At 64.2% G+C, this 20271-nt stretch carries 15 protein-coding genes and 1 riboswitch; of the genes, 9 read left to right on the top strand and 6 right to left on the bottom strand.

Going from position 1 to position 20271, the window contains the following annotated elements; all coding sequences use genetic code 11:
* Nucleotides 1–11: 11 nt before the first annotated feature.
* Nucleotides 12–5963: a DUF3320 domain-containing protein gene (locus AC0IY1_RS12635; protein WP_471769946.1), complete on the bottom strand. Its 5952-nt coding sequence runs from the start codon at nt 5961–5963 to the stop codon at nt 12–14.
* Nucleotides 5964–6820: 857 nt separating this feature from the next.
* Between AC0IY1_RS12635 and AC0IY1_RS12630 the strand changes: the two genes are divergently transcribed.
* Nucleotides 6821–7498, top strand: coding sequence for a dienelactone hydrolase family protein (locus AC0IY1_RS12630; protein ID WP_471769944.1), 678 nt, complete (start codon nt 6821–6823; stop codon nt 7496–7498).
* 23 nt (nt 7499–7521) lie between these two features.
* On the opposite strand, the gene AC0IY1_RS12625 is transcribed toward AC0IY1_RS12630, so the two are convergent.
* The 4 genes from AC0IY1_RS12625 to AC0IY1_RS12610 form a co-directional block, all read right to left on the bottom strand.
* Entirely contained in the window at nt 7522–8115 is a 594-nt protein-coding gene (locus tag AC0IY1_RS12625; protein ID WP_471769943.1) for a Ros/MucR family transcriptional regulator, read from the bottom strand.
* Between the two features lie 55 nt (nt 8116–8170).
* Nucleotides 8171–8728, bottom strand: a complete 558-nt coding sequence (locus tag AC0IY1_RS12620; RefSeq protein WP_471769942.1) for a hypothetical protein — start codon at nt 8726–8728, stop codon at nt 8171–8173.
* Between the two features lie 123 nt (nt 8729–8851).
* The gene (locus AC0IY1_RS12615; RefSeq protein ID WP_471769940.1) at nt 8852–9319 is read right to left on the bottom strand and encodes a hypothetical protein; all 468 of its coding nucleotides are present in this window, start codon (nt 9317–9319) and stop codon (nt 8852–8854) included.
* 140 nt (nt 9320–9459) lie between these two features.
* Nucleotides 9460–9645 carry a hypothetical protein gene (locus tag AC0IY1_RS12610; RefSeq protein ID WP_471769939.1) on the bottom strand — a complete coding sequence of 62 codons (186 nt, stop codon included), beginning with the start codon at nt 9643–9645 and terminating at the stop codon, nt 9460–9462.
* A gap of 922 nt (nt 9646–10567) precedes the next feature.
* On the opposite strand from AC0IY1_RS12610, the gene AC0IY1_RS12605 reads away from it, so the two are divergent.
* Nucleotides 10568–10783, top strand: coding sequence for a hypothetical protein (locus AC0IY1_RS12605; protein WP_471769938.1), 216 nt, complete (start codon nt 10568–10570; stop codon nt 10781–10783).
* 251 nt (nt 10784–11034) lie between these two features.
* Nucleotides 11035–11316 (top strand): DUF2312 domain-containing protein, encoded by a 282-nt coding sequence (locus AC0IY1_RS12600; protein WP_471769937.1) that lies wholly within the window; start codon nt 11035–11037, stop codon nt 11314–11316.
* Nucleotides 11317–11359: 43 nt separating this feature from the next.
* Here the strand turns inward: AC0IY1_RS12600 and AC0IY1_RS12595 are convergent, their stop codons facing one another.
* On the bottom strand, nt 11360–11929 hold the full coding sequence (locus AC0IY1_RS12595; RefSeq protein ID WP_471769935.1) for a tyrosine-type recombinase/integrase: 570 nt from the start codon (nt 11927–11929) through the stop codon (nt 11360–11362).
* Between the two features lie 537 nt (nt 11930–12466).
* A riboswitch (cobalamin riboswitch) is annotated at nt 12467–12676 on the top strand.
* Between the two features lie 183 nt (nt 12677–12859).
* Between AC0IY1_RS12595 and AC0IY1_RS12590 the strand changes: the two genes are divergently transcribed.
* From AC0IY1_RS12590 to AC0IY1_RS12565, 6 genes are read left to right on the top strand one after another with little or no spacing between them, the layout of a single operon-like run.
* Nucleotides 12860–15019, top strand: a complete 2160-nt coding sequence (locus AC0IY1_RS12590) for a TonB-dependent siderophore receptor (RefSeq protein WP_471770008.1) — start codon at nt 12860–12862, stop codon at nt 15017–15019.
* A complete protein-coding gene (locus AC0IY1_RS12585; protein WP_471769933.1) occupies nt 15019–15762 on the top strand; it encodes an ABC transporter ATP-binding protein in 744 nt (247 codons plus the stop codon). Before AC0IY1_RS12590 ends, AC0IY1_RS12585 begins: the two co-directional genes overlap by 1 nt.
* A complete protein-coding gene (locus AC0IY1_RS12580; protein ID WP_471769931.1) occupies nt 15759–17153 on the top strand; it encodes a DUF3526 domain-containing protein in 1395 nt (464 codons plus the stop codon). The genes AC0IY1_RS12585 and AC0IY1_RS12580 overlap by 4 nt, the downstream gene beginning before the upstream one ends.
* Entirely contained in the window at nt 17150–18637 is a 1488-nt protein-coding gene (locus AC0IY1_RS12575) for an ABC transporter permease subunit (protein ID WP_471769929.1), read from the top strand. The genes AC0IY1_RS12580 and AC0IY1_RS12575 overlap by 4 nt, the downstream gene beginning before the upstream one ends.
* On the top strand, nt 18634–18945 hold the full coding sequence (locus tag AC0IY1_RS12570) for a hypothetical protein (protein ID WP_471769927.1): 312 nt from the start codon (nt 18634–18636) through the stop codon (nt 18943–18945). The genes AC0IY1_RS12575 and AC0IY1_RS12570 overlap by 4 nt, the downstream gene beginning before the upstream one ends.
* A complete protein-coding gene (locus AC0IY1_RS12565; RefSeq protein WP_471769924.1) occupies nt 18942–20105 on the top strand; it encodes an acetyltransferase domain-containing protein in 1164 nt (387 codons plus the stop codon). Before AC0IY1_RS12570 ends, AC0IY1_RS12565 begins: the two co-directional genes overlap by 4 nt.
* The last annotated feature ends 166 nt before the right edge of the window (nt 20106–20271 follow it).

Below are 20271 nucleotides of genomic sequence, written 5' to 3'. Positions count from 1 at the left end.
CGGCCGCCGCCTTAAAAGGTCGCGGCTTGTCGCGCAAGTTCACTGGCGCGCTCGAGTCTTACTCGTGTTGAGGTTTCAACGCGCGACAGCCCAAGCTTCTGGGCTATGAGGCGAACACGCTCGGCTTCAGATGCTCCCGGTCGCAATGTGCCGGCCAAGCCGACAAGTTCGGGCATCGGCGTATCAGCGTGGCCTCGAACGCTGGGATCAGCTGGACGATAGGACGAACTCTCCGATGGTTCCTGTCCAGGCGGCCAGAGAAGGGCTCGTCCGTCATCATCCGTACGTGCAATAGCTGAATCGACCTGATCCAGGATCGCTTCGCGCACAAGATGACCCACGCGCTGAATGCCGTGTGCCCGCGCGATGCGGCGCACGAGAACCTCCTCGTAAATTGGAGCTTCGACTGCCAGCACGTGCGCGATCATCTCGGTCAAGGCCTGCCGATAGGAGGCGTCGTAGAACCGCTCCGGTTCAACGGGTAACGGCAGCTTCGTTAGATCGGCAATGCGGTAACTGGCTTCTGCATTAAGTGCAACTTGCGGCGGCACCGGGGTTAACTGAGACACGGCCTGATCTGCGTAGAGACGTGGCGGTTCGATGTTGTCTGCCGGAGGATGTGGATCGTTCGCAGGCTCCTGCTCAACATCCTCGGGCGATACGACGGATAGGGCTTCATCCAGAGCCTGAGAGCTCTCTGCTTCTGCTGTCGTAGCATCGGTCAACAGCTCGGGTGTCACTGTCGCGGCACTCACGCGCTGGCGGTCTGCCTCAAGATCCTCATGGAGACGTTGATCGAGCTTCGCCAGCGCGGACCTTGCATCCATCCACCATTCGGTGCTCCAGACCCGGCGGATGCGCCAACCGAGATCCGTCAGCACATGCTCGCGCAGGCGGTCGCGATCTCGAGCTGTCGCAGAGCTATGGTACGTCGCACCATCGCATTCGACACCGGCAAGGTAGCGGCCGGGTGCATCGGGATGGACGATCCCGAGATCGACCCGAAAACCGGAGACACCGATCTGGGTGTGAACCGTCCAGCCCTTGGCGTGCAGAGCATCCATGACGGCAGCTTCGAACGGAGATTCCACATCACCGCCCGTCGGAGCAAACGCCTCGGCCAGTGCGCGCGGTCCGCGCTCTGCAAACTCTAGGAAGTGCTTGAAGTCGCGCACGCCTCGTGAGCCTGTGCGCCCAAGGTCGATTTGTTCAGGCCGGAGGGAAGCGAAGACGATGAGTTCGCGCCGCGCACGGGTGATCGCGACGTTGAGGCGGCGGTAGCCGCCCTCCTTGTTGAGCGACGACACCGTGCTGACGGGCCGTCCTGTCTGATCAGGGCCGACCGCGACGGAGAAGATGATGACGTCGCGCTCGTCACCCTGCACGTTCTCGAGGTTCTTGATAAAGACTGGCTCGTGCCAGCGCTCGCGATCGAAGAACGGCTCCAGTTCGGGATACGAACGCCGCTGCTCGTCGAGGAGGTTCTCGATCAATCGCTGCTGTTCACCGTTGAAGGTAACGATTCCAAGCGAGCGCCGCTCGCTTGCAAAGGCAGGCTCACGCAGTCTGCGGACGACCTCGGCGACGACGGCACGCGCCTCCGGCCGGTTTACACGCCCTGTCCCGCGCTCGTAGAGGCCATCAGGAACCAAGGTTAAACGCACAGCTCTGTCATCGGTAACCGGCGACGGGAACGTGACGAGGCGCCCGCCGTAATAGCGCGCATTCGAGAAGGCGATCAGGCTTTCGTGGCGGCTACGGTAATGCCAATCGAGGTTGCGGCGAGGAATGTTGGCGGCAAGGCACTCGTTGAGGATCGACTCCTGATCGCTGACGTCAGATCCGTCCTCGATGTCGTCGACGCCACGGTCACCGACATTGGTCGGCGGCAACTGCTCAGGGTCACCGACGATTACGACCTGCTTGCCGCGGGCGATCGCACCGACTGCGTCCCAAGGCGAAATCTGCGAGGCCTCGTCGAAGATGACGACGTCGAAGGGCTCCTTCTCGGGCGGCAGGTACTGCGCAATCGAGAGCGGGCTCATCATCACACAAGGGGTGAGCCGGGTCAGCGCCGTTGGCATGTTGCCGAACAGCTTACGCAACGGCATGTGTGCCGCCTTTTTGGTGAGCTCGCGCGACAGCGTACCCCATTCGGGATCGGCTCCGAACGCGGTTGGCTGCGGGATGCCGCCGCCCAGTCGTGAACGGACGACACGCTTTGACAACTCACCGACCCGGATGTCCGCAGCACGAAAGCGCTCGATCGCGTCCTCATGGCGTTCAGGGAGAAATCCGCGCAGCACGGGATCGTCACTGACCACCCGGTCGATCCACCAGCGAGCATAGGCGAGTTCGAAGGCTGCTTCGGCACCGTTCAGCGGGACGCTGCCGTGTTCAAGCCCCTCAATCAGCGGTGAGAGACCTGCCTTTCTCGCGTTTTGAGCGGCTGCTTGCCAGGCACACCAGCCCTGGGCTCGTCCAAGCCCGGAGGTCCACCGCCGAGTTTGAGCCAGGCTGTCCTCGATCCAGCTCACGCTGGAGGCGAGCGGTTCATCGAGGTCGGCTCGTCCAGCGAGTTGTTTGAGCTGCTTCATCGACGCGACCACCGACGCGCGATCCTGGCTGAAGACCTGGTAAGCCTGCGCAATGCGTCCACCGACGGCCAGCGCTCGGCTTTCTTGTCGGATCAGCTGCACGACATGGGTGCGCAACGCGGTTGCCCCCCCTTTCTGTGGTCCCAGGATCTCGAGCAACTGCTCAACCTTCTCAGCCCACTCGATCGGCGGCTGAAATGCGTCGGCAAGCGTCTCAGGCGCGTCCCACGGAGCACCAAGGGCAGCGAGTTGAACTTCCTCGGCGCAACCAGCCCGGACATGCTTGACGATCTCGATCAAACCGGTGAGGTCCGCGCCGAGATCGGAAGGCAGTTCACCCTCGACGTAGGGCTGCACTTGAAGCTGAACACGCCGGATCCGGCCACCTCGGACAAGAAAGTTCGCGCCCTGCGCCGTAATCCATTCAGAAAGTAGTGTGGGCAGATCCTGGTCCAGGATGCCGGCACGGTAGCGCCCGGAAAGCCGTCCCATGCGCTCGGCCTTGATGGTCTGGAACCGCTCACGTGCAGCGACGGCAAGGTGTAAGTCTCCCGACTGATCGGCGAGAAAGGCCGCTCCACAGCGCGCTTCCGGACGAACGAGATAGGCTCCGAGTACGAGAAGACCGCGGGTCCCCGACCATGTGGACAGCAATCCCGAAAGACCAACGGCCTCCGCAAACGCACGGCCGCTGGTGCGAAGGGCGTTGAGGGCGTCCTCGTGTGCCTTGATCGCTGCGACCATGTCGCCGCGCCAGACCGGTGACCACTGCGTCGCCTCAACCCCTTGCAGGGGATGATCGATTAGCGAGCCGACGGCGGCGAGAACCGGGCGCAGCTCGCGACAGGCCGCACGGAACACCGAGAGCATGGCTTCGTCATGTGCTCGATGGTCCGGCCACGTCAGGGTAATGGGCGGTTCGGCATCTCCAGACGCAACCACGTGTCCGAACGCTTCGTAGGCCGTCAGGCCATTTTCTCGCCGGCAATGCAGAGCAGCGACAAGGGCGTTAAGTTCGTCACGAACCTGGGTCAATTCGCTTGTTGCTCGGTCCCAGTCATCTTGGGTCGGGGTAGCCCGCTCGTGCCAAGCGCGCCGGAGTTGGGCGAGTACGCTCGACTTCTGCGCCTTGGTCGAATGCACCTCAAGGCAGTAGTCGCCGAGGCCGATCTCTTGCAGACGGCGTTGGACCACCTCGAGCGCAGCCGTTTTCTGCGAGACGAAGAGGACAGTACGGCCCTGTGCAAGACACTGCGCGATCATGTTGCCAATAGTCTGGCTCTTGCCGGTTCCGGGTGGTCCGAACAACACGAAGTCCTTGCCGTTCGCAGCCGCGATGACGGCCGAGAGCTGCGAGGAGTCCGCGGACAGCGGCGCGAACACCGTCGCGGGCGGATGTTCTATGTCGAGCCGGAAGGGTTCCGGGAAGGCCGTTCCATCGCCATAGGCATGCTTTGGCGTGTCGAGTAGATGGCGTACGACTGGGTTGCGCTTAAGGAGCTCGGCTCGATCAACGAGGTCCTTCCACATCAAGTATTTGGTAAAAGAAAAGGCTGAGAGGACTACGTCGGGCACCACCTCCCAGCCTTTTAGGTCACGCACGTGGCTCCGGATGATCCGGAAAATGCCGTCGACGTCGATCCCAGAGCTATCCCGCGGCAACTCACCCTCGAGCTCCGGCATGCGTAAGCGGAAGTCCTCGCGGAGCAGTTCCAGAAGTGTTGGATTAATGCGGATCTCGTCGTCATGAAGAGCAAGGCGGAAGCCGGCACGCACGCTCGAGCGCTTAAGAGCAACGGGGACCAGAAGAAGTGGCGCTCGATGGGCGGCCTCCTCGTCCTTGCGGGTCCATGAAAGGAATCCGATGGCGAGGAACAGAATATTGGCTCCGCCCTCCTCGAAGCCATTACGGGCTAAGCGGTAGAGATCGAGCAAGCGCCGGTCGAGATCAATCTCGGTCGAAGTCGTGTAGATCTCATCGCGCCCCAAGGCCGCCGCGAGATAGCTGCGGCGTCCATCGTCATGATGACGCCGAGCGTAGAGTTCTGCGCTGCGCGCATCCGATCCGTCGAGCACGTCAGAGACGGGCATTAACCGGAAGGTGCGGCCAGCGGCGAGGCGATCCTCCAGGCCCCCCGCATCGGCACATTCGAGCTGGACCGAGCCTTTGCCCGGCTTGAAGTTCAACAACTTATTCTTCAGCGTCAGATCGAGAAGTTTTCTCTTCCACGAATCAAGCCGGTCGACAGGCCCGTCTGCGACTTCATCCGTCTGTTGTTTCTCTTCCTCTTGGAATACCGGAGGAGCCGACAGGCCCTGGTTCAATGGGGCTGTCTCAGGCGTTGATAGGATAGTTGGTTTCGGCCCGCCGAGGTCCATTGGCCGTATCTTGCGAAGCCGACAGCGACGCACATCAATAGCGACTTCGAGGGCAGCCGGAGCGGCTTCCTCGACTTGACTGCTGCCCTGACCGACTGCCGCAGTGAAGGATGCCGGCGGATTGTGGGTCAGAAGCGTCGTCTCGACCAAGATCATGTCTTGCAGGTCACGCCGCTTGCGCAGGAGCTGCATGTCGTCGACGGCGGCGTTTGAGAAATCCTCGTCCTTGAGCCAAAGCCCGACGAAGGCATGCCCAACTGTCAGAACCAGCACAGGGTTAAGCCCGGCCTGCTCGAGACAGGCCGCGTAGAGCAGTGAGAGATCGAGGCAGGTGCCAACCTTGCGGTCGATCACGTCGCTCGGACCGCGAACCTTTTGGCCCGCTTGCTCAAAGCTTGCGGGCGGCAGCACATAGGCGATCCGCCGATCGGCGATGGCAGCCCAGATCGCCTCTGCAAGCTCCCAGACACGCGACTTCTTGGCTGTCGTGTACCCATTCAGTGCAGTCTCGCGGCCGGCTTCTCCAAGCTTCGTCGCAGCATCGCGAAGAATGACGTCAACGGCTGGGTCGTTCGGCCGGACGAAAGCCGCCAGGAGTTCTGGTGCGCTCCGACCGCCGCCCCAATGCGAGGGAGGCAGCAGGCGCAGTTCAGCAACAGTACGGACGCGTTCGCCGCTAAGATCGGCGAGAGTCACCGTCACTTCGAGCCGGCTGGCCTCGGTGAAGCCAGCGAGCAACGCCGCATCGAGGCGAACATCGAGTGTCTCGATATGATGGGTGCCGCCTGCTGGAACGCGGTCAATTCGAAGTGTTAGGGGCTGAACGACAGAAGGACGGCTCTCGATCTTGAGCTCGACATCACGAATGTCTGCCTCGGAGCCGTTGCGAATGACGATCTCGCGGATCACTGGGACCGCATTCTCGTGATAGGCGAGGCTGACGTGCTCGGTCGTCTCGCACGTAATTTGGATGATGTCGTCCTGCACGTCTGCCCCCCCGTTGGACAGACTCTATGTGCTCAGTCTCAAGCGACGCAAGTTCGCTTGAGCAGCCATCCATGCCCTTCGATAGCCAGACCTGCGCGCCGCTGCGCTATCGCCGCGGCAGCCTAGGTCAAGTCATCAGAGCACGCGTGGAAGCCTGCGCTTCCGGCGCTTCAGCCTTCGTACTGACATGCATCGCGTGGGCTTCGGATCTGACTGTGACCCGGCTGGGATCCGGGAAGCGCAGAAAGCAATCACGCCAGGGCTTTGTGATGACGGGTCTTCGCACCATCGAAATAGTGGCCGAGAGAGCACCCTGGGTGGCCGATAAGATGCTCAAAATGCGGACGCATGCCATCCTTGCTGGCACTATGAGCTCGTACTGCCCCGTAGCATTCCCGACAGCGCAGCTTACGCCCCGTGTATTTTTGAAGTACGCTCGATACGTCGACCGGCGTCCATGAATTGTTCGCCCATAGCTCGCAGGTGTCGGCTTCATCACTCATGCTTAGCACCATGCTACACTACCCCTACCAACCTAAGGTCGAATAACCTTCGTCTGATTCAAACACTACCGGCTCTCATCCCAATGAGGGGATCGAGAGGAAGCGATCGTGGCGCCACTTAATTGAAAAGTCGTGAAGTCTGAGGGTGGATTCACACGGTTAGAGCACCTCCACCGCGGCACCCATCATCTCGTCGTTCAAATCGATGTAGCAGGGTAAGGCAGACTAAATAGGCTGGGGTACGGATTGCCATATTCCTCTGCGCAAACCTGCTTCCCAACTTCGTAGAGCAGGCATGGGCTCACGCGTGGCGAGCATGGCCGTACAGCAGAGCGCAGAAACGAAGATCCAGGCATGCAGAGCTTTAGGAGCGGTGGGCAGCAGATCGCCGTGGAATGGTTTGCTGCGTCCAGCGTCATGAGCGCAGGGGAGGGACCGTCATCAGGAAGACCGGCAGTTCTGCTCCTGCATGGTGCGGACGGTCTCACATTCGCTGACGGATATCGCCTCGCCGCTCGCACCATCGCAGCATCAGGTTACCACGTGGCCTTCGTGCACTACCTCGACCGGACTGGTGACCAGCGCGTGGCCTATGCCCGGCTGCGGCAGGACTTCCCCTTTTGGAGGGACACCATTCGCGATGCGGTGAGCTGGCTGGCGCGCCAGGCTGGTGTCGACGCACAGAGGCTTGGCATCGTGGGCCTATCGCTTGGAGCGGCGCTGGCCTTCGCGACAGCGGCGGAGGAGCCACGTGTGCGAGCGATTGTTGACTACTCGGGCCCGCTGCCGGATGAGCTCGCCGGCCAGCGTCCTCGGCTACCACCCACTCTAATCCTGCACGGTGCTTCGGATCGCATCGTGCCGGTCTCCCATGCTCACGCGATAGAGCGTCTTCTGCGGGAGCAGAGCACCCCATATGAGATCAAGATCTACGAGGGGCAGGGTCACCGCTTTACGGGTGCCGCGCAATTCGATGCCGCGGCACGGGTCGCACACTTCCTTGGACAGCACCTTCAGCAGGCGTCCTCCTGAAGCCGTGACCTATGAAGGCAGCCTCAGGGCTCTACGCCATCCTCGTCGAACGGCTCGCGGGTAATCTCTTCCTCGAAAGCATCGGCTATATCTTCCTGCTCAGGCTCTGGGATCGAGTCCTGCGTCACTGATTGCTCTGCGTCAGCCGAGGAATCATCTCTGTCTGTGGACCCGTCGTCCGCCGCAGAGAAGGGCGCCTCGGGCGCAGCACCCCGCGACTTGCCCAAGCCGAGATCGCGTGCGAGCTGCGAGCGCTGGGCTGAGTAGGCCGAGGCGGTCATCGGGTAAGCGACAGGAAGACCCCACTTGGCCCGGTAGGCCTCCGGTGTGAGGCCGAGCCTGGCGAGGTGCCGGCGCAGCGTCTTGTACGCTTTGCCATCCTCAAAGCTGATCAGACCGTCAGGCTGTATCGAGCGCCGGATCTCAGCGGGCGTCAGCACGCGTTGCTTCTCAACGGGCTGGGCGTTCTTAGATGTGAGCCCCTGAAGGCTCGCGTGAACGCCTCGGATCAACCCTGGCAGTTCGGCGGCCGGGAGATGATTGCCTGCGGCGTAGGCGGTGACGATCTGCGTGGTGAGTTCCACCAGATCGTCCGTTTTGCCAGCTTCGATGGCCATCCGCGCTCCTTGGGACCTGAACCTCACGAGGATCAGGTATCACGGAAACCAGGGGTCACCAGAGGGCCCGAGGAAGCCGGCGCTTCCAGCGCTCGCCCGGCTTCAAGGTGGCGACCTGCTGCGTCCGCCTCGCGAAACGCACCTGCGCCACGACGGGCAAGGCGATTACGGCGGGATCGGCTTCAGCGATAGCATTAACAGCCGGAGGGGCGATCTGTCGTTGAGCCTGGGCCTCATCAGAAACCGGCGTGGCTCTATCGGCGGTCCCCGAGGTCTTCGTACGTTCGGCGGCCGGCTTTACCCGGCGTACCCGCGGCAACCGCTCCTCAGCAGGGGTCTCGCGCACCTCAAAGCCTTCTGGCTCAACGGGCATAGCGAACATCGGCACAAGACTCGGCAGCACTCGTCGTGCCGGCGTTTCGGCACGAACAGGTTCGGCACGCGGCACGTACGTAGGTTCAACTTCAGCGGTCGCGTTCGCCGCAGCGGTCAGCTCTGCACCCCAGACATTCTGGCTTGTCCGAGTACGGGCCGTGGCATCGATGAGCGAAACGCGGGATGTACGGGTATGCTTGATTTCGACCGTGAACGGTCGCGCGCTACGGCGCTTCATGTATGACAAGATCCTGAAAATTATCCGCTCAGCGGCGCAAAGCGCGCCAGCAGCGGAAGCACATCATATGGTGTGAAAGCTATCTGTGTCTAGTCACACTTCAACACAGATGCGGCCCTCGCGCTAGATAAACGCGTGTTTGTGCAATTCCTCAATCGATTCTTGCGCACTGCGGTGATGAATGAAGAGACCGCCTGCCTGCTCCCACAGGTGCCGGTACTTCTCCCGGTCGTCCACGAGCGCGTCACCAGGGCGACAATGCTCCCGCTTCAACGCGGCGGTGGTGGTGATCACATCGACACCAGGGAAGTGACGTTCCGCCCATAGACGCTTCTGTGGCTCAGCCCAGTTCCCGCGCGGCAGACCGGTCAAAATGATCGGCTTGAGGTGCCGGACGGCCTGGTACAGCTCCATTGCGTCTGGCAGCAGCGGAAGCTCGCCGAAAAAGCTGTCGAGCGAGGCGAGCTTGCCCCAGAAGCGTTTGAGGCCAAAGCGGCGCTCAAAATCCTCCGGTGGCATCCCAAAGGCTTTGGATGCGCCGGCATCAAAGTCGGCGAGGACGCCATCGCAGTCCAGAAACACTTTTGGCATCAGACCGGCACAACTTCACACATTTGACTTCGATAGCCTGGGACCTACGACAGCGACATCCAGGAACGGGTTCAGCGCGCAGTGCCGGCTTCTGCGCAGCAGTGATCCATCTCCGAAAGGATCGGATGCATGCGGGGTGATCAAAGGCTCCTCGAAACAACCCCGAGCGCCAGCACCACGTACGCGCCGATGAAGAACCACGTCCGAAACTTCACAACCGTGAGGCCGATCGTCGGGATGCGCAGGTAGAGGCTGGCGACAGCGAGCCCGATCAGAACGAGCGAAACAAGGAACGTGATAGCTCGTGGCGGGGAGAGGTTCAGCATGCCCCCATCATGGCGCCGCGTGGTTGAGGAGTGGTGAAGGCAGCGGTACGGCCAGCGGTTGGATCGCTCACGGTGAAGGCTCAATGCTCAAGCAAGCTGGCGTGACGGCCCAACATGCCCCGGAGAGCCTCCTGTTCGGTGAACGCGCGAACGGCACGCTCGCCCACATCTCCGAGGTGCCCTCAGGTATTGCCTGCGGGTTGCCGATGCCCGAGCTGCCACAGGCCCCTGGTGGCGCGCAAAGGCGACCAGATGGTGCACCACTTCGGGACCACAGTGTTGGAGATGAGCACGCCTGCGAGAGCATACCTGAGACGGCCCTGCATAGGTTCGCCAAGGAGCTGCCCGCCACCCGGCACGCATACCCTATCGAGCCATGCCACGAGAGGCTGCTCAGCCCTTAATTCTGCAACACAGCCCTAGCGAACGAGAGCGACGACAAGGGTGAGGGCGCTGCTCAACGCAATACAAGCGCTGATCTGCAAAACTGGAAAGAATTTAGAGAACGAGCGGCGGTTATCGTTTGCAGCGGAGCGGCGCGAGCGCAGTAGGTAGCGGTTGAGAGCAGGCTCAGGCGGCGTGATCCACTGCTCAGTAGCTTGGCGGTTTTTGGCAGCATACATGCAGCAGCTTCTCTTCCTTCGTGGGCAGCAATCGCAATCCACGCAATACGCATGAACTGGGCTGTTCCTCAGGTGCGTTGCAGAAACGGATTAAGCAGATCACCGAACCTCTGTCCATGCAAAATAGCACGCCTCAGGTGGAGATCTCTGCACTATACTACTTGAAAGTAGGGGCTTAGCCTGTTTATGGGCTGCAGCATGCGTTCAGCGAATGACTGGTATTTGGCATCTGGCATACCAACAACCACAGGCTGGTGTCATAGATGCTGCAACGCAAACGACCACCTGGGCCTCGCACCATGATCACCCTGCTTCTCGCCGTTCTCGCTGCTGGTACCGTCAACGTCGCGCTGGTGGCTTTCGTAGCTGACCGCCTTAGCCCCAAGGGTGACGCCTCCTCTTCAGCAGGCGAGCTTGTGGCCGTCACGCAGGGTACTCCTGCTTCTGCAAAGACCCGCGCGATCAAGGTCGGAAACGAGAACGCTGCGGCTGGCACTGCTACGGTCGCCGCTTAAGCGAGCTTCGGCACCACACTGAAGCTACACGTTCAAGAGCCCTGTCATCGAATGGCGGGGCTTTTTCTATTTCCGACCTGGCACCGCTACGCGACCGGTGAATGGGTCAGCCCGCTTTCTAGGAACGCAACGATGGTCCCGCGCACGACGGGCTCTGCCTCGCCGACAACCGGCACATCGAGCGGACAGCCTTAACCTCTCGCTTACCCAAACCCACGAGGTTGCGGATCGGAACAGCCGAGGGAGAGAGCATGTCCGACACCATCGATACCGTTGGCATTGCGGGCGACCGCATCCGCTCGATTATCGAGCGCGTCGAGAAGGTTGAGGAAGAGATCAAGGACCTGATGGAGGCCAAGAAGGAGATCTTCCTGGAGGCCAAAGGCGAAGGGCTCGATGTGAAGATCCTCAAGGAGATCCTCAAGCTGCGCAAGCTGGATCAGGACGAGCGGGACGAGCACGAGACGCTACTCGACGTCTACATGCGGGCGATGGATGCTCCCAGCCCCGCTCCGATGGCTGAAGCGGCCTAAGCGGCAATCAAGACCTTTTTCAAGCACTGTGCTGTCGTGGGGTTCAGAGTATCTCCACGGCAGCGCGCATCATCTCATCGTTCACGTCGATATACCGCTGCGTGGTCGAGAGATGCTGGTGGCCAGCGAGCATCATGATGGCTTTGGGAGAGATCCCAGCATGAGCCAGCCGCGTGATGAACCATCGGCGGCCGCTGTGGCTTGATCCGCCATCCAAACCTGCAAGGTCGTACCAGCCCCTCATGAGCTGGCACAGCGTGTTCGCGCTGAACGCTGAGCGCTTCTGCGTGATCAGCACCGGCTGCAGCGGGGCAGGGGGTTGAGCGAGGCTGCACCGGTACTGCTCCACCTCCTTGCGAAGCCGAGCATTCAGGAACACCACTCGGGCATGCCCGCCCTTGGTGACAGCCGCGCTGAGTCGGAGCTGCTCGCGAACCTTGCCCTCGCCGTCGAGGAGGTCGCTCCACCGAAGCGACGCAATCTCTCCCACTCGTAGCCCGGCCAAGTAGCTCAGCATCAGGGCCATACGGTTGCGAGGCCCATATTTGCCCTGGCTCACCACTGCAGCCAGACGTTTGAATTCAATCTCGGTGGGCACCCTGGCCTGCTTCATTAGAACCTCATGTTTTGCGCGGGTCAGCGACAAAGCATGCTGTTTCCAGTTGACGGGGAGGGCGAGGCCTGGAACTAAATCAGCGCCAGCAAAGACTTAGCTTGCTATCGAACGTCATAAAACACAGCTTTTATGACGTTTCTTTTTTGGTCACCCGGTGCGGAGCTTTTGACTCGCCTAATTAAAACATGATCATTTCCGCTCGCGACCTTTCTCAGACTTCGCGAATGTCCGCTTCCCGGGTGTCCCGTGAACCGGAGTTGTACGACTGGAGGGGGTGGAATGCGGTCCGGCTGCTTTCGATCGGAAGACGTCCTTAAGCGGCCTATCGTGGAGGCCATCGGGCATCGGCCAGTTGCACCACTGGGCGCAGGCTGCCTAACCTCCCACCCCGGATGGACCAAAGCCTCCGCTCCTGAACACCGCAGACAGTCCCAAATCATCTGACGACGCACAACCATCCAGAACCATACCGATGCAATGTTACAATGTTGCGGAAAATGGCGTTCCCTCGATTGACTATGCGGCAGCGCCCAGCGAATGTCTGACCGTCAAGGTTCCTGCGGGTCGTCGGCTCGCGGGCTAAGAGGGAATTCGGGGTGCTCGCAGGAGTGCTTCCGAAGCTGCCCCCGCAACTGTCAGCGGCGAGTCCTTTCCGTTCATGGTCACTGGTGCGTTGCACCGGGAAGGCTGAGGCGAGGGCAACGACCCGCGAGCCAGGAGACCTGCCTTGCACCACGATACGTCTCTCGGGCGGGGTGTCCCGGCGGAGCGCATGAGCGGGCTCGGCTGCTGACGCGGCCGATCCCGTGAGGGCACCCGCTCGGCCGCCGCTCGACAACCTTGAGCGCACCGGTGCCCCTTCGTCCCAACCTGCCGACCTCGAAGGCCCCGATCCTGAACCTGCCCGTTCCGGCGAAGCGTCGTCGGATGTCGAGGCGTCGAGGATCGCACTACGCGCTCGCCGCAATCCTCTCGGCGGGGGCGCCTGCCCTGGAGGCTCGGGCGCAGGAGGCCGTCACGCTGGAGGAACTCTCCGTAGAGGGAGCTGGCGGGAGTGCCCCAGTCGTTGGTGCTGGTCCAAACCCGGGGATAGGCCTAATCGGTCCGACCCCGGGCTACCGGGCCGACCGGGCGGTGAGCAGCACGAAGACCGACACGCCTCAGCGCGACGTGCCCCAGGTCGTTACCGTGGCGCCGCACGAGGTCATCACGGATCTCGCCGCCACCCGTGTCGACCGAGTCTTCAACTACACGCCCGGCGTGGCACAGCAGAACAATTTCGGCGGCCTGACGGTGTTCAGCTACGCCATCCGCGGCACGACGACCTCGGAACTCTATCGCAACGGCTTCTCGATCAACCGGGGCTCGCCGCCGCCCCCCGACACCCAGAACGTCGAGCGGATCGAGGTCCTGAAGGGTCCCGGCGGCGGTCTGTTCGGGCGCAGCGACCCGGGCGGCCTCGTCAACTTCGTCACCAAGCAGCCGACCGCCGAGCGCTTCGTCGAGATGGGCGGCCTATGGGGCTCGTTCGAGCAGTTCCGCGGCACGGTGGATGCCGGCGGCGCCCTGAACGAGGACGGCACGCTCCTCTACCGCTTCAACTTCGCGGGCGGACGCCAGAACAGCTTTCGCGATTTCGTCGATGGCGACCGGCTCCTCGTAGCTCCCGTCGTTAGCTGGCAGATCACGCCGGACACGAAGGTCACCGTCGAAACCGAGTTCCTGCGCAACCGCATCGTCGTCGACCGGGGCGTGATCGCGATCAACAAGCAACTGGGATTCCTGCCAATCTCCCGCTTCCTCGGTGAGCCCGGGCAGAGCACCGATCAGAGTTCGGACACGATGCAGGTGCGCGTCGAGCATCGCTTCAACGCCGATTGGCAGATGCGGCTGGCCACCCACTTCAACACCGGCTCGCTGGTCGGGGAATCGGCGGAGGTCCGTGGCCTCGCCGCCGACAACCGCACGGTTCTGCGCGACCGGAACTTTCGCGATTACCGCTGGGATACCGCCATCGGCCAGGCCGAGGTGGTGGGGCGCTTCACCACCGGCGATTTCGGTCATACCCTGCTTCTCGGCTTCGAGCGCGAGAGCACCGACAGCCGCGTGGTCTACGACCGCTCGAACTTCCGCCAGAGCCCCTACAGCCTCGACATCTACGATCCGCGCTACGGCCAGGCCCTGCCGCCGCTGACCATCCGGCGCAACAACCTGGAGCGGGTCACCAACACCGCCCTCTACGCCCAGGACCAGATCGCGCTCAGTCCGGAGTGGAAAGCCCTGCTCGGGGTCCGGTTCGACTTCTTCGAACAATCCTTCCGCGAGCGCACAACGGCGACGCAGACGGAACAATCCCGGGTGGCGGCGACACCGCGCGCCGGCCTCGTCTACCAGCCCCTGCCGGAGCTCTCGCTCTACACCAATGTAGGCACCAGCTTCCGGCCCAATATCGGCCCCGACGCCTTCGCGGTAGCTCGCTCCGTGCCGTTCGAGCCCGAGACCGGCATCGGCTACGAAGTCGGTGCCAAGCTCGATGTGTTCGGCGGCGCGCTCGGCCTGACGGCAGCGGCCTTCCGCATCGAGCGGCAGAACGTGCTCACGGCCGACCCCAACAACAGCGGCTTCTCGTTGGCAGCGGGCGGCGTGCGCAGCCAGGGCTTCGAACTGACCGCTGCCGGCCAGATCACCCCCGAGATCAAGGTCCTGGCGGGCTACGTCTACGCCGACGCCGTGGTCACGAAGGACAACGTGCTCCCCGTGGGGTCGCCGCTGATCAACATCCCGCGCCATTCGGGCAGCCTGCTCGCCGTGCACGAGGTGCAGGCCGGCCCCTGGAAGGGCCTCGGCCTCGGCGGCGGCGTGCGCGGCGTCGGCGAACGCGCCGGAGACGCGGCGGGCTCCGGCTTCGTGCTCCCGGCCTACATCGCGGTCGATGCCCTGGCCTACTATCGCTACGAGAACATGCGCTTCGGTCTCAACGTCGAGAACATCTTCGACGCGACGTATTACGAGAGCTCGAACAACGTCTTTAGGGTCTATCCCGGCGCGCCCCGGCGCTTCACCGGCACGATCTCGGTGCGCTTCTGATGGCTGAGGTCACGACCCATGCGAGCGACCTCGTCCTTGAGATCCAGGGGGCGGGCAAGCGCTTCGGCGAACGCCACGCCCTCGATGGCCTCGACCTGTCGCTCCGCCCCGGCGAGGTCTTCGCCCTGCTCGGGCCGAACGGTGCCGGCAAGACCACCACGGTCAACCTGATCCTCGGCTTCCTGAAGGCGGATGCCGGCACGGTCCGGGTCTGCGGTGTGGACGCCGGCGCCGATCCGGTCGGCGCTCGCCGGAACGTGGCCTACATCCCCGAACAGGTGGCGCTCTATCCCAGCCTCTCCGGCGTGGAGAACCTGTGCTACTTCACGACGCTGGCCGGCCTCAACTTGAGCAAGGCGAGCGCCCGCACGCTCCTCGCCGAGGCCGGCCTTGCCGAGACTGCCTATGAGCGTCCCGCCGGCTCCTATTCCAAGGGCATGCGCCAGAAGGTCGGCATCGCGGTGGCACTCGCGCGCCGTGCCCGGCTCCTCCTCCTCGACGAACCCACCTCAGGCCTCGATCCGAGCGCGGCCGCGGACTTCTCCACCACGGTCCGGGCGGCCGCTGAGCGCGGCACCGCCATTCTGATGGCGACTCACGACCTCTACCGCGTGCGCGAGATGGCTGGGCGCGTCGGCGTGCTGAGCCGTGGCCAGATCGTCGAGGAGATCGACCCCAGGACCCTCGACCATGTCGGCCTGGAGCGGCTCTACATCGAGCGCCTGGCGGGGAGCGCGGCGTGAGGCAGCTCGCGGCCGAACTCGCGCGCACCGCCCGCGATGCGCGCCTTCGCTGGATCGGTGCCGTCCTCGTCCTGCTGCTCACGGTCGCGGGCCTCGGCGCCTGGCGGGATTCCACGCGCTACGCCGCCGAGGTCGCTCAGGTCGCGGCTGCCGAGCGCGCGCGCTGGCTCGGCCAGGATGCCAAGAACCCGCATTCGGCCGACCATTTCGGGCTGTGGGTGTTCCGTCCCTCCGCACCGCTTGCCGTGCTCGATCCCGGTACCGAGCCCTATACGGGCCGGATGGTACGGGTCGAGGCGCATGTCTTCAACGACGCGGTCTACCGCGCCATCCAGGATGCCGGACCGCTCGCGAGGTCCGGCATCAGCAGCGTCGCCGACATCGTCCAGCTCGTGGTGCCGCTCGCCGCCATTCTGCTGGGCTTTTCCGCCTTCGCGGCCGACCGCGAGCGAGGCACGCTGCGTCTCGCGCTCGGCAACGGCGTTCCGCCGGGACGTCTCTTCGCGACGCGGTTCGCGGCCCTTATTGCCGCCCTCGCCCTCGTGTTGGGCCTCCCGCTCCTTGGGTTCGGCGCGCTCGCGGTGATGAGCCAGGATGGTGCGGGCTGGCAGGTGGTTCCGCGACTGCTGACCTGGATCGCCGCACAACTCGGCTACGGCGCGGTATTCCTGCTGCTCGCGATGCTCGTCTCGTTGGTCGCCCGCACGGCCCGAGGCGCGCTCGCCGCTTCGCTCGCTGCCTGGGTCCTCCTCTGTGTCGCGGCCCCCCGCCTCGCGGTCGTCGGTGTCGACGCCGTCGTGCCCGCCCTGTCCTACCGGGAGGTCCGAGCCAGGATCGAGGCCGAATTCCGGGGCCATCGCACCGCCGAGGCGAACGATGTTCGTACGCGCGAGGTGCTAGCCCGCTATGGCGTCGGCGACCCCGACGAAATGCCCGTGGACCTTCGCGGCCTGATGATGTCCGAGAACGAGGGACACAACTTCGCGGTCTACGACCGCGAGCTCGGCGCCTTCTTCGACAGCCTCGCGGCCCAGGACAGGGCCTTGGCCTGGGCTGCCCTCCTGTCGCCGCGGGTCGCCCTGCAGGCCCTCTCGCAGACGCTGGCGGGCACCGATTTTGCTCAGCACGCCCACTTCGTCTGGGCGGCGGAAGCCTACCGGCGCCGAATCTCCGAACGCATGAACGCCGAGATCCGCGACCATCCCCAGCGCGGCGGAACCAGCCTCGTCGCCGGGCCGGACCTATGGGGCGAGATCCCGCCCTTCGTCCCCCAGCCACTGCCGTTCGCGAGCACGCTGGCCAACGCACGCGTTCCGGCCCTCGTCCTCGCCCTCTGGCTCGGTCTGATGGCGGCCCTGTGCCTTCCCCTGGTCCGGAGGTTGAAGCCGTGACGACCGTACGGTTCCCTGTCCTGGTCCAGGCTGAGTTGCGCCTGATCCTACGCGAGCGCCTGACCTGGGCGATCCTCGCCGCCCTCCTCGTAGCACTCTGTCTGGCGGCGTGGACTGGCGCCGGGCGCGTCGCCTCGGAGCGGGCCGCCCTCGCGCAGGCCGCCGCCGACACCGACCGGGTCGTGCGGGACGCCAGGGCCGCCCATGAGCGCTACGCCAAGCCCTCGCCGATCAAGGTGAACTACTGGCAGGACCCCACCGACGCCTTCGGCTACATGACCTACTTCATGGCCGTATACGCGGTGAAGCCGCCGACGCCGCTCGCTGCGTTCGCGGTCGGCCAGTCCGACGTGCAACCGGCAATCATGCGGGCCAGCTTCGGCTTCAGCACGGTCTTCGACGACACCGCCTACGAGCCCGGCTCGACGGCCCGGCTCAGGCTCGGCCCGTTCGATCTCGCCTTCGTGCTGATCTACCTTGTGCCGCTCGCGGTCATCGCGCTCGCAGGCACGCGGCTTTCCTCCGAGCACGACAGCGGCATCCTGCGCATGATCGCGTCGCAGCCCGTCGGGCCGCGTCGCGTGGCGAGCGCGAAGTTCGGGGCCGTGGCCCTGGTCGCCATCACGGCTGTGCTCGGCGGAACGGCGTTGGCGCTCATCGTCTCGGGCGGCCCTGGAGCGCTCGACGGATGGAAGGTCACGCTGGCCCTCCTCGCGACGGCCTTGGCCGCCTACGTCGTCTTGTGGGTGTCGGCCTGCGCCCTGGTGGCCAGCCTGTGGCGCGGGAGCGTCGCCGCCCTCGCGATCCTCGTACTGGCTTGGGCCTGCGTCACGGTGGCCCTCCCAAGCACGCTCGGCCTCGTGGTCGATGTCCTCGCGCCGACGCCTTCTCGGATCGCGGCCATCGATGCGAGCCGGCAGGCTCAGGTCCACTTCTACACCGGTGAGGAAAGCGCACGGATCACCGCGGCTTGGCTGACCGGCAAGGTTTCGAAGGCCGTAAGCCGGCCGGGACTGGCAGAGGCGCCCGAGATCAAGCGCCTCGCCCGCGATGCGTTCTACGACGAAGCGCTGGCGGGCTACCGTGATGCCGCACGGGACCATGCCCGGGCGGTGGCGGCCTGGAGCCGGCGCCTGGCGATCCTGTCACCCGCGACGGTCCTCGCGCGCGCACTGGAGATGGCGGCGGGAACCGACGCGGAGCGCCATTCCACTTTCCTGGCGTCGGGTACCGCTTATCGCCGGGACCTGCGTGCGTTCTTCGAGCCTCGCATTCTCGCCCAGGCCCTCGATCCAGTCTCGGTGTGTGAGGGCTGCCCCGCGCGTCTCGACTTCACCGCCTACGACGCCGTGCCGGCTTTCGAGCCCTCCGTCCCGCGCGTAGCGGCCGAACATCAGGCGATGGTCGCTCTCGGCTGTCTCATGGCGGTTGCCTTGTTCCTGACCGCGCTGGCCTACCGTCGTCTTTCCAGATGGCCTGCATGATGCGCCTGAACCGGAACGAAGCCTCCGAGGATGCCAGCCCGGTGGCGACCCAGCCCCGTGACGTATCCGCCGCCTGCGTCCGGCGCGGTGATGCCGGACGCGGGGCCTCGTCCGCGCGCGCCCGCCGCTACGCTCTCGATCTCATGCCGATTATCGACGCGATGCGTGGGGAAGTCGGGCAGACGCCCCAGTGCCTCGCCCTGGAGCTCACGCGGCGAGGGATCTGCAAGCCGCGCGGCGGCGCAGTCTGGACACCAGTCGATGTCGGCCGGCTCTTGCATCGGATCGGAACGGAGCGCGCGCGATGAGACCTGCAACTTTCGAAGGAGCGGACGGTCCGCGATTCCGCATCGTTTCCATCGACGCCCTACGCGGCCTCGTCATGCTGCTCATGCTCGTCGACCACGTGCGGGAGTTCGTCTACCTGCACGCCCAGGTTCGCGACCCGATGGACCTCAGCCTCACCCCGCCCGACCTCGTCATGACTCGGCTGACCTCGCATCTCTGCGCGCCGGTCTTCATCCTGCTCACCGGCCTCTCCGCCAGCCTCTATGCGCAGAAGCATGGCGACCGGGGGGCGGCTAGTGCCTTCCTGCTCAAGCGCGGCCTCCTGCTGATCCTCATGGAGGTGACGCTGGTCAGCCTCGCCTGGACCCGCAGTCTCGCTCCGCCGATCCTCTACCTGCAGGTGATCTGGGCCATCGGCCTCAGCATGGTGGCGCTGGCCGCCCTGCTCTGGCTACAGCGCGCTGCCCTCATCGTCTTCGCCGCTGCGGTGATGCTCGGCCACAACCTGCTCGACGGATTCGTGCTCCAGTCCGGCGACACCGGCTACGTCCTCTGGTCGATCCTGCACCAGCGCGGCTTCATCGAACTGCCCTGGGGCGTGGCGCGGACCTCCTATCCCGTGTTGCCTTGGTTCGGCGTGATCGCGGCAGGCTACGCCCTAGGGCCGCTCTTTGCCGGATCGGTCGCGCCGGCCCCTCGTCGCAAAGGGCTTCTGGCGATGAGCGGCGCGGCGCTCCTCGCCTTCCTGATCCTTCGGGGCCTCAACGGCTACGGCGACCCGGTGCCGTGGCAGACGGGAGCGACGACCCTAATGACTGCGCTCTCCTTCGTGAACCTCACCAAGTACCCGCCCTCGGCCGACTTCCTGTTGCTGACCCTGAGCCTCGGGCTCGGGCTCCTCGCCTTATTCGAGGCGGTGCCGGCGCGAAGCCTTGGGTGGCTGCGCACCTTCGGCGGCGCGCCGCTGTTCTTCTACCTGGCGCATCTCTGGCTGTTGCGGCTTCTCCATGACGGCGCCCAGGCGCTCGGCCTCGGAGCCCCCTCCGGCCGGATCGAGGCGGGAGCACCGGTGCAGATCTGGCTGGTCGCGGCGGCCCTTGTACCCTCGCTCTGGCTCGCCTGCCGTTGGATGGTCGGCCTGAAACGTCGGGCGGCGTTGCCGGGCTTGAGCTACTTGTAGGCCCGCCAGGAGATGCCCTCTTCCAGAGGCTCGATAGAAGCCTCGCAATGGGTCCCGTTAATGGACACCGACCGATGCGAATTCACGGCTGGGCTGGGTGGGGTGCAAAGGTCCGCTTCTGGACTGCAATGCATCAAAGCGGTCGTTGCCCTTGCGCCCGCTCACC

The organism is Methylobacterium sp. AC690 (assembly GCF_979256535.1).
Note: the sequence above shows the minus strand (reverse complement) of the source record. Positions and strands in the feature narration are given on the sequence as shown.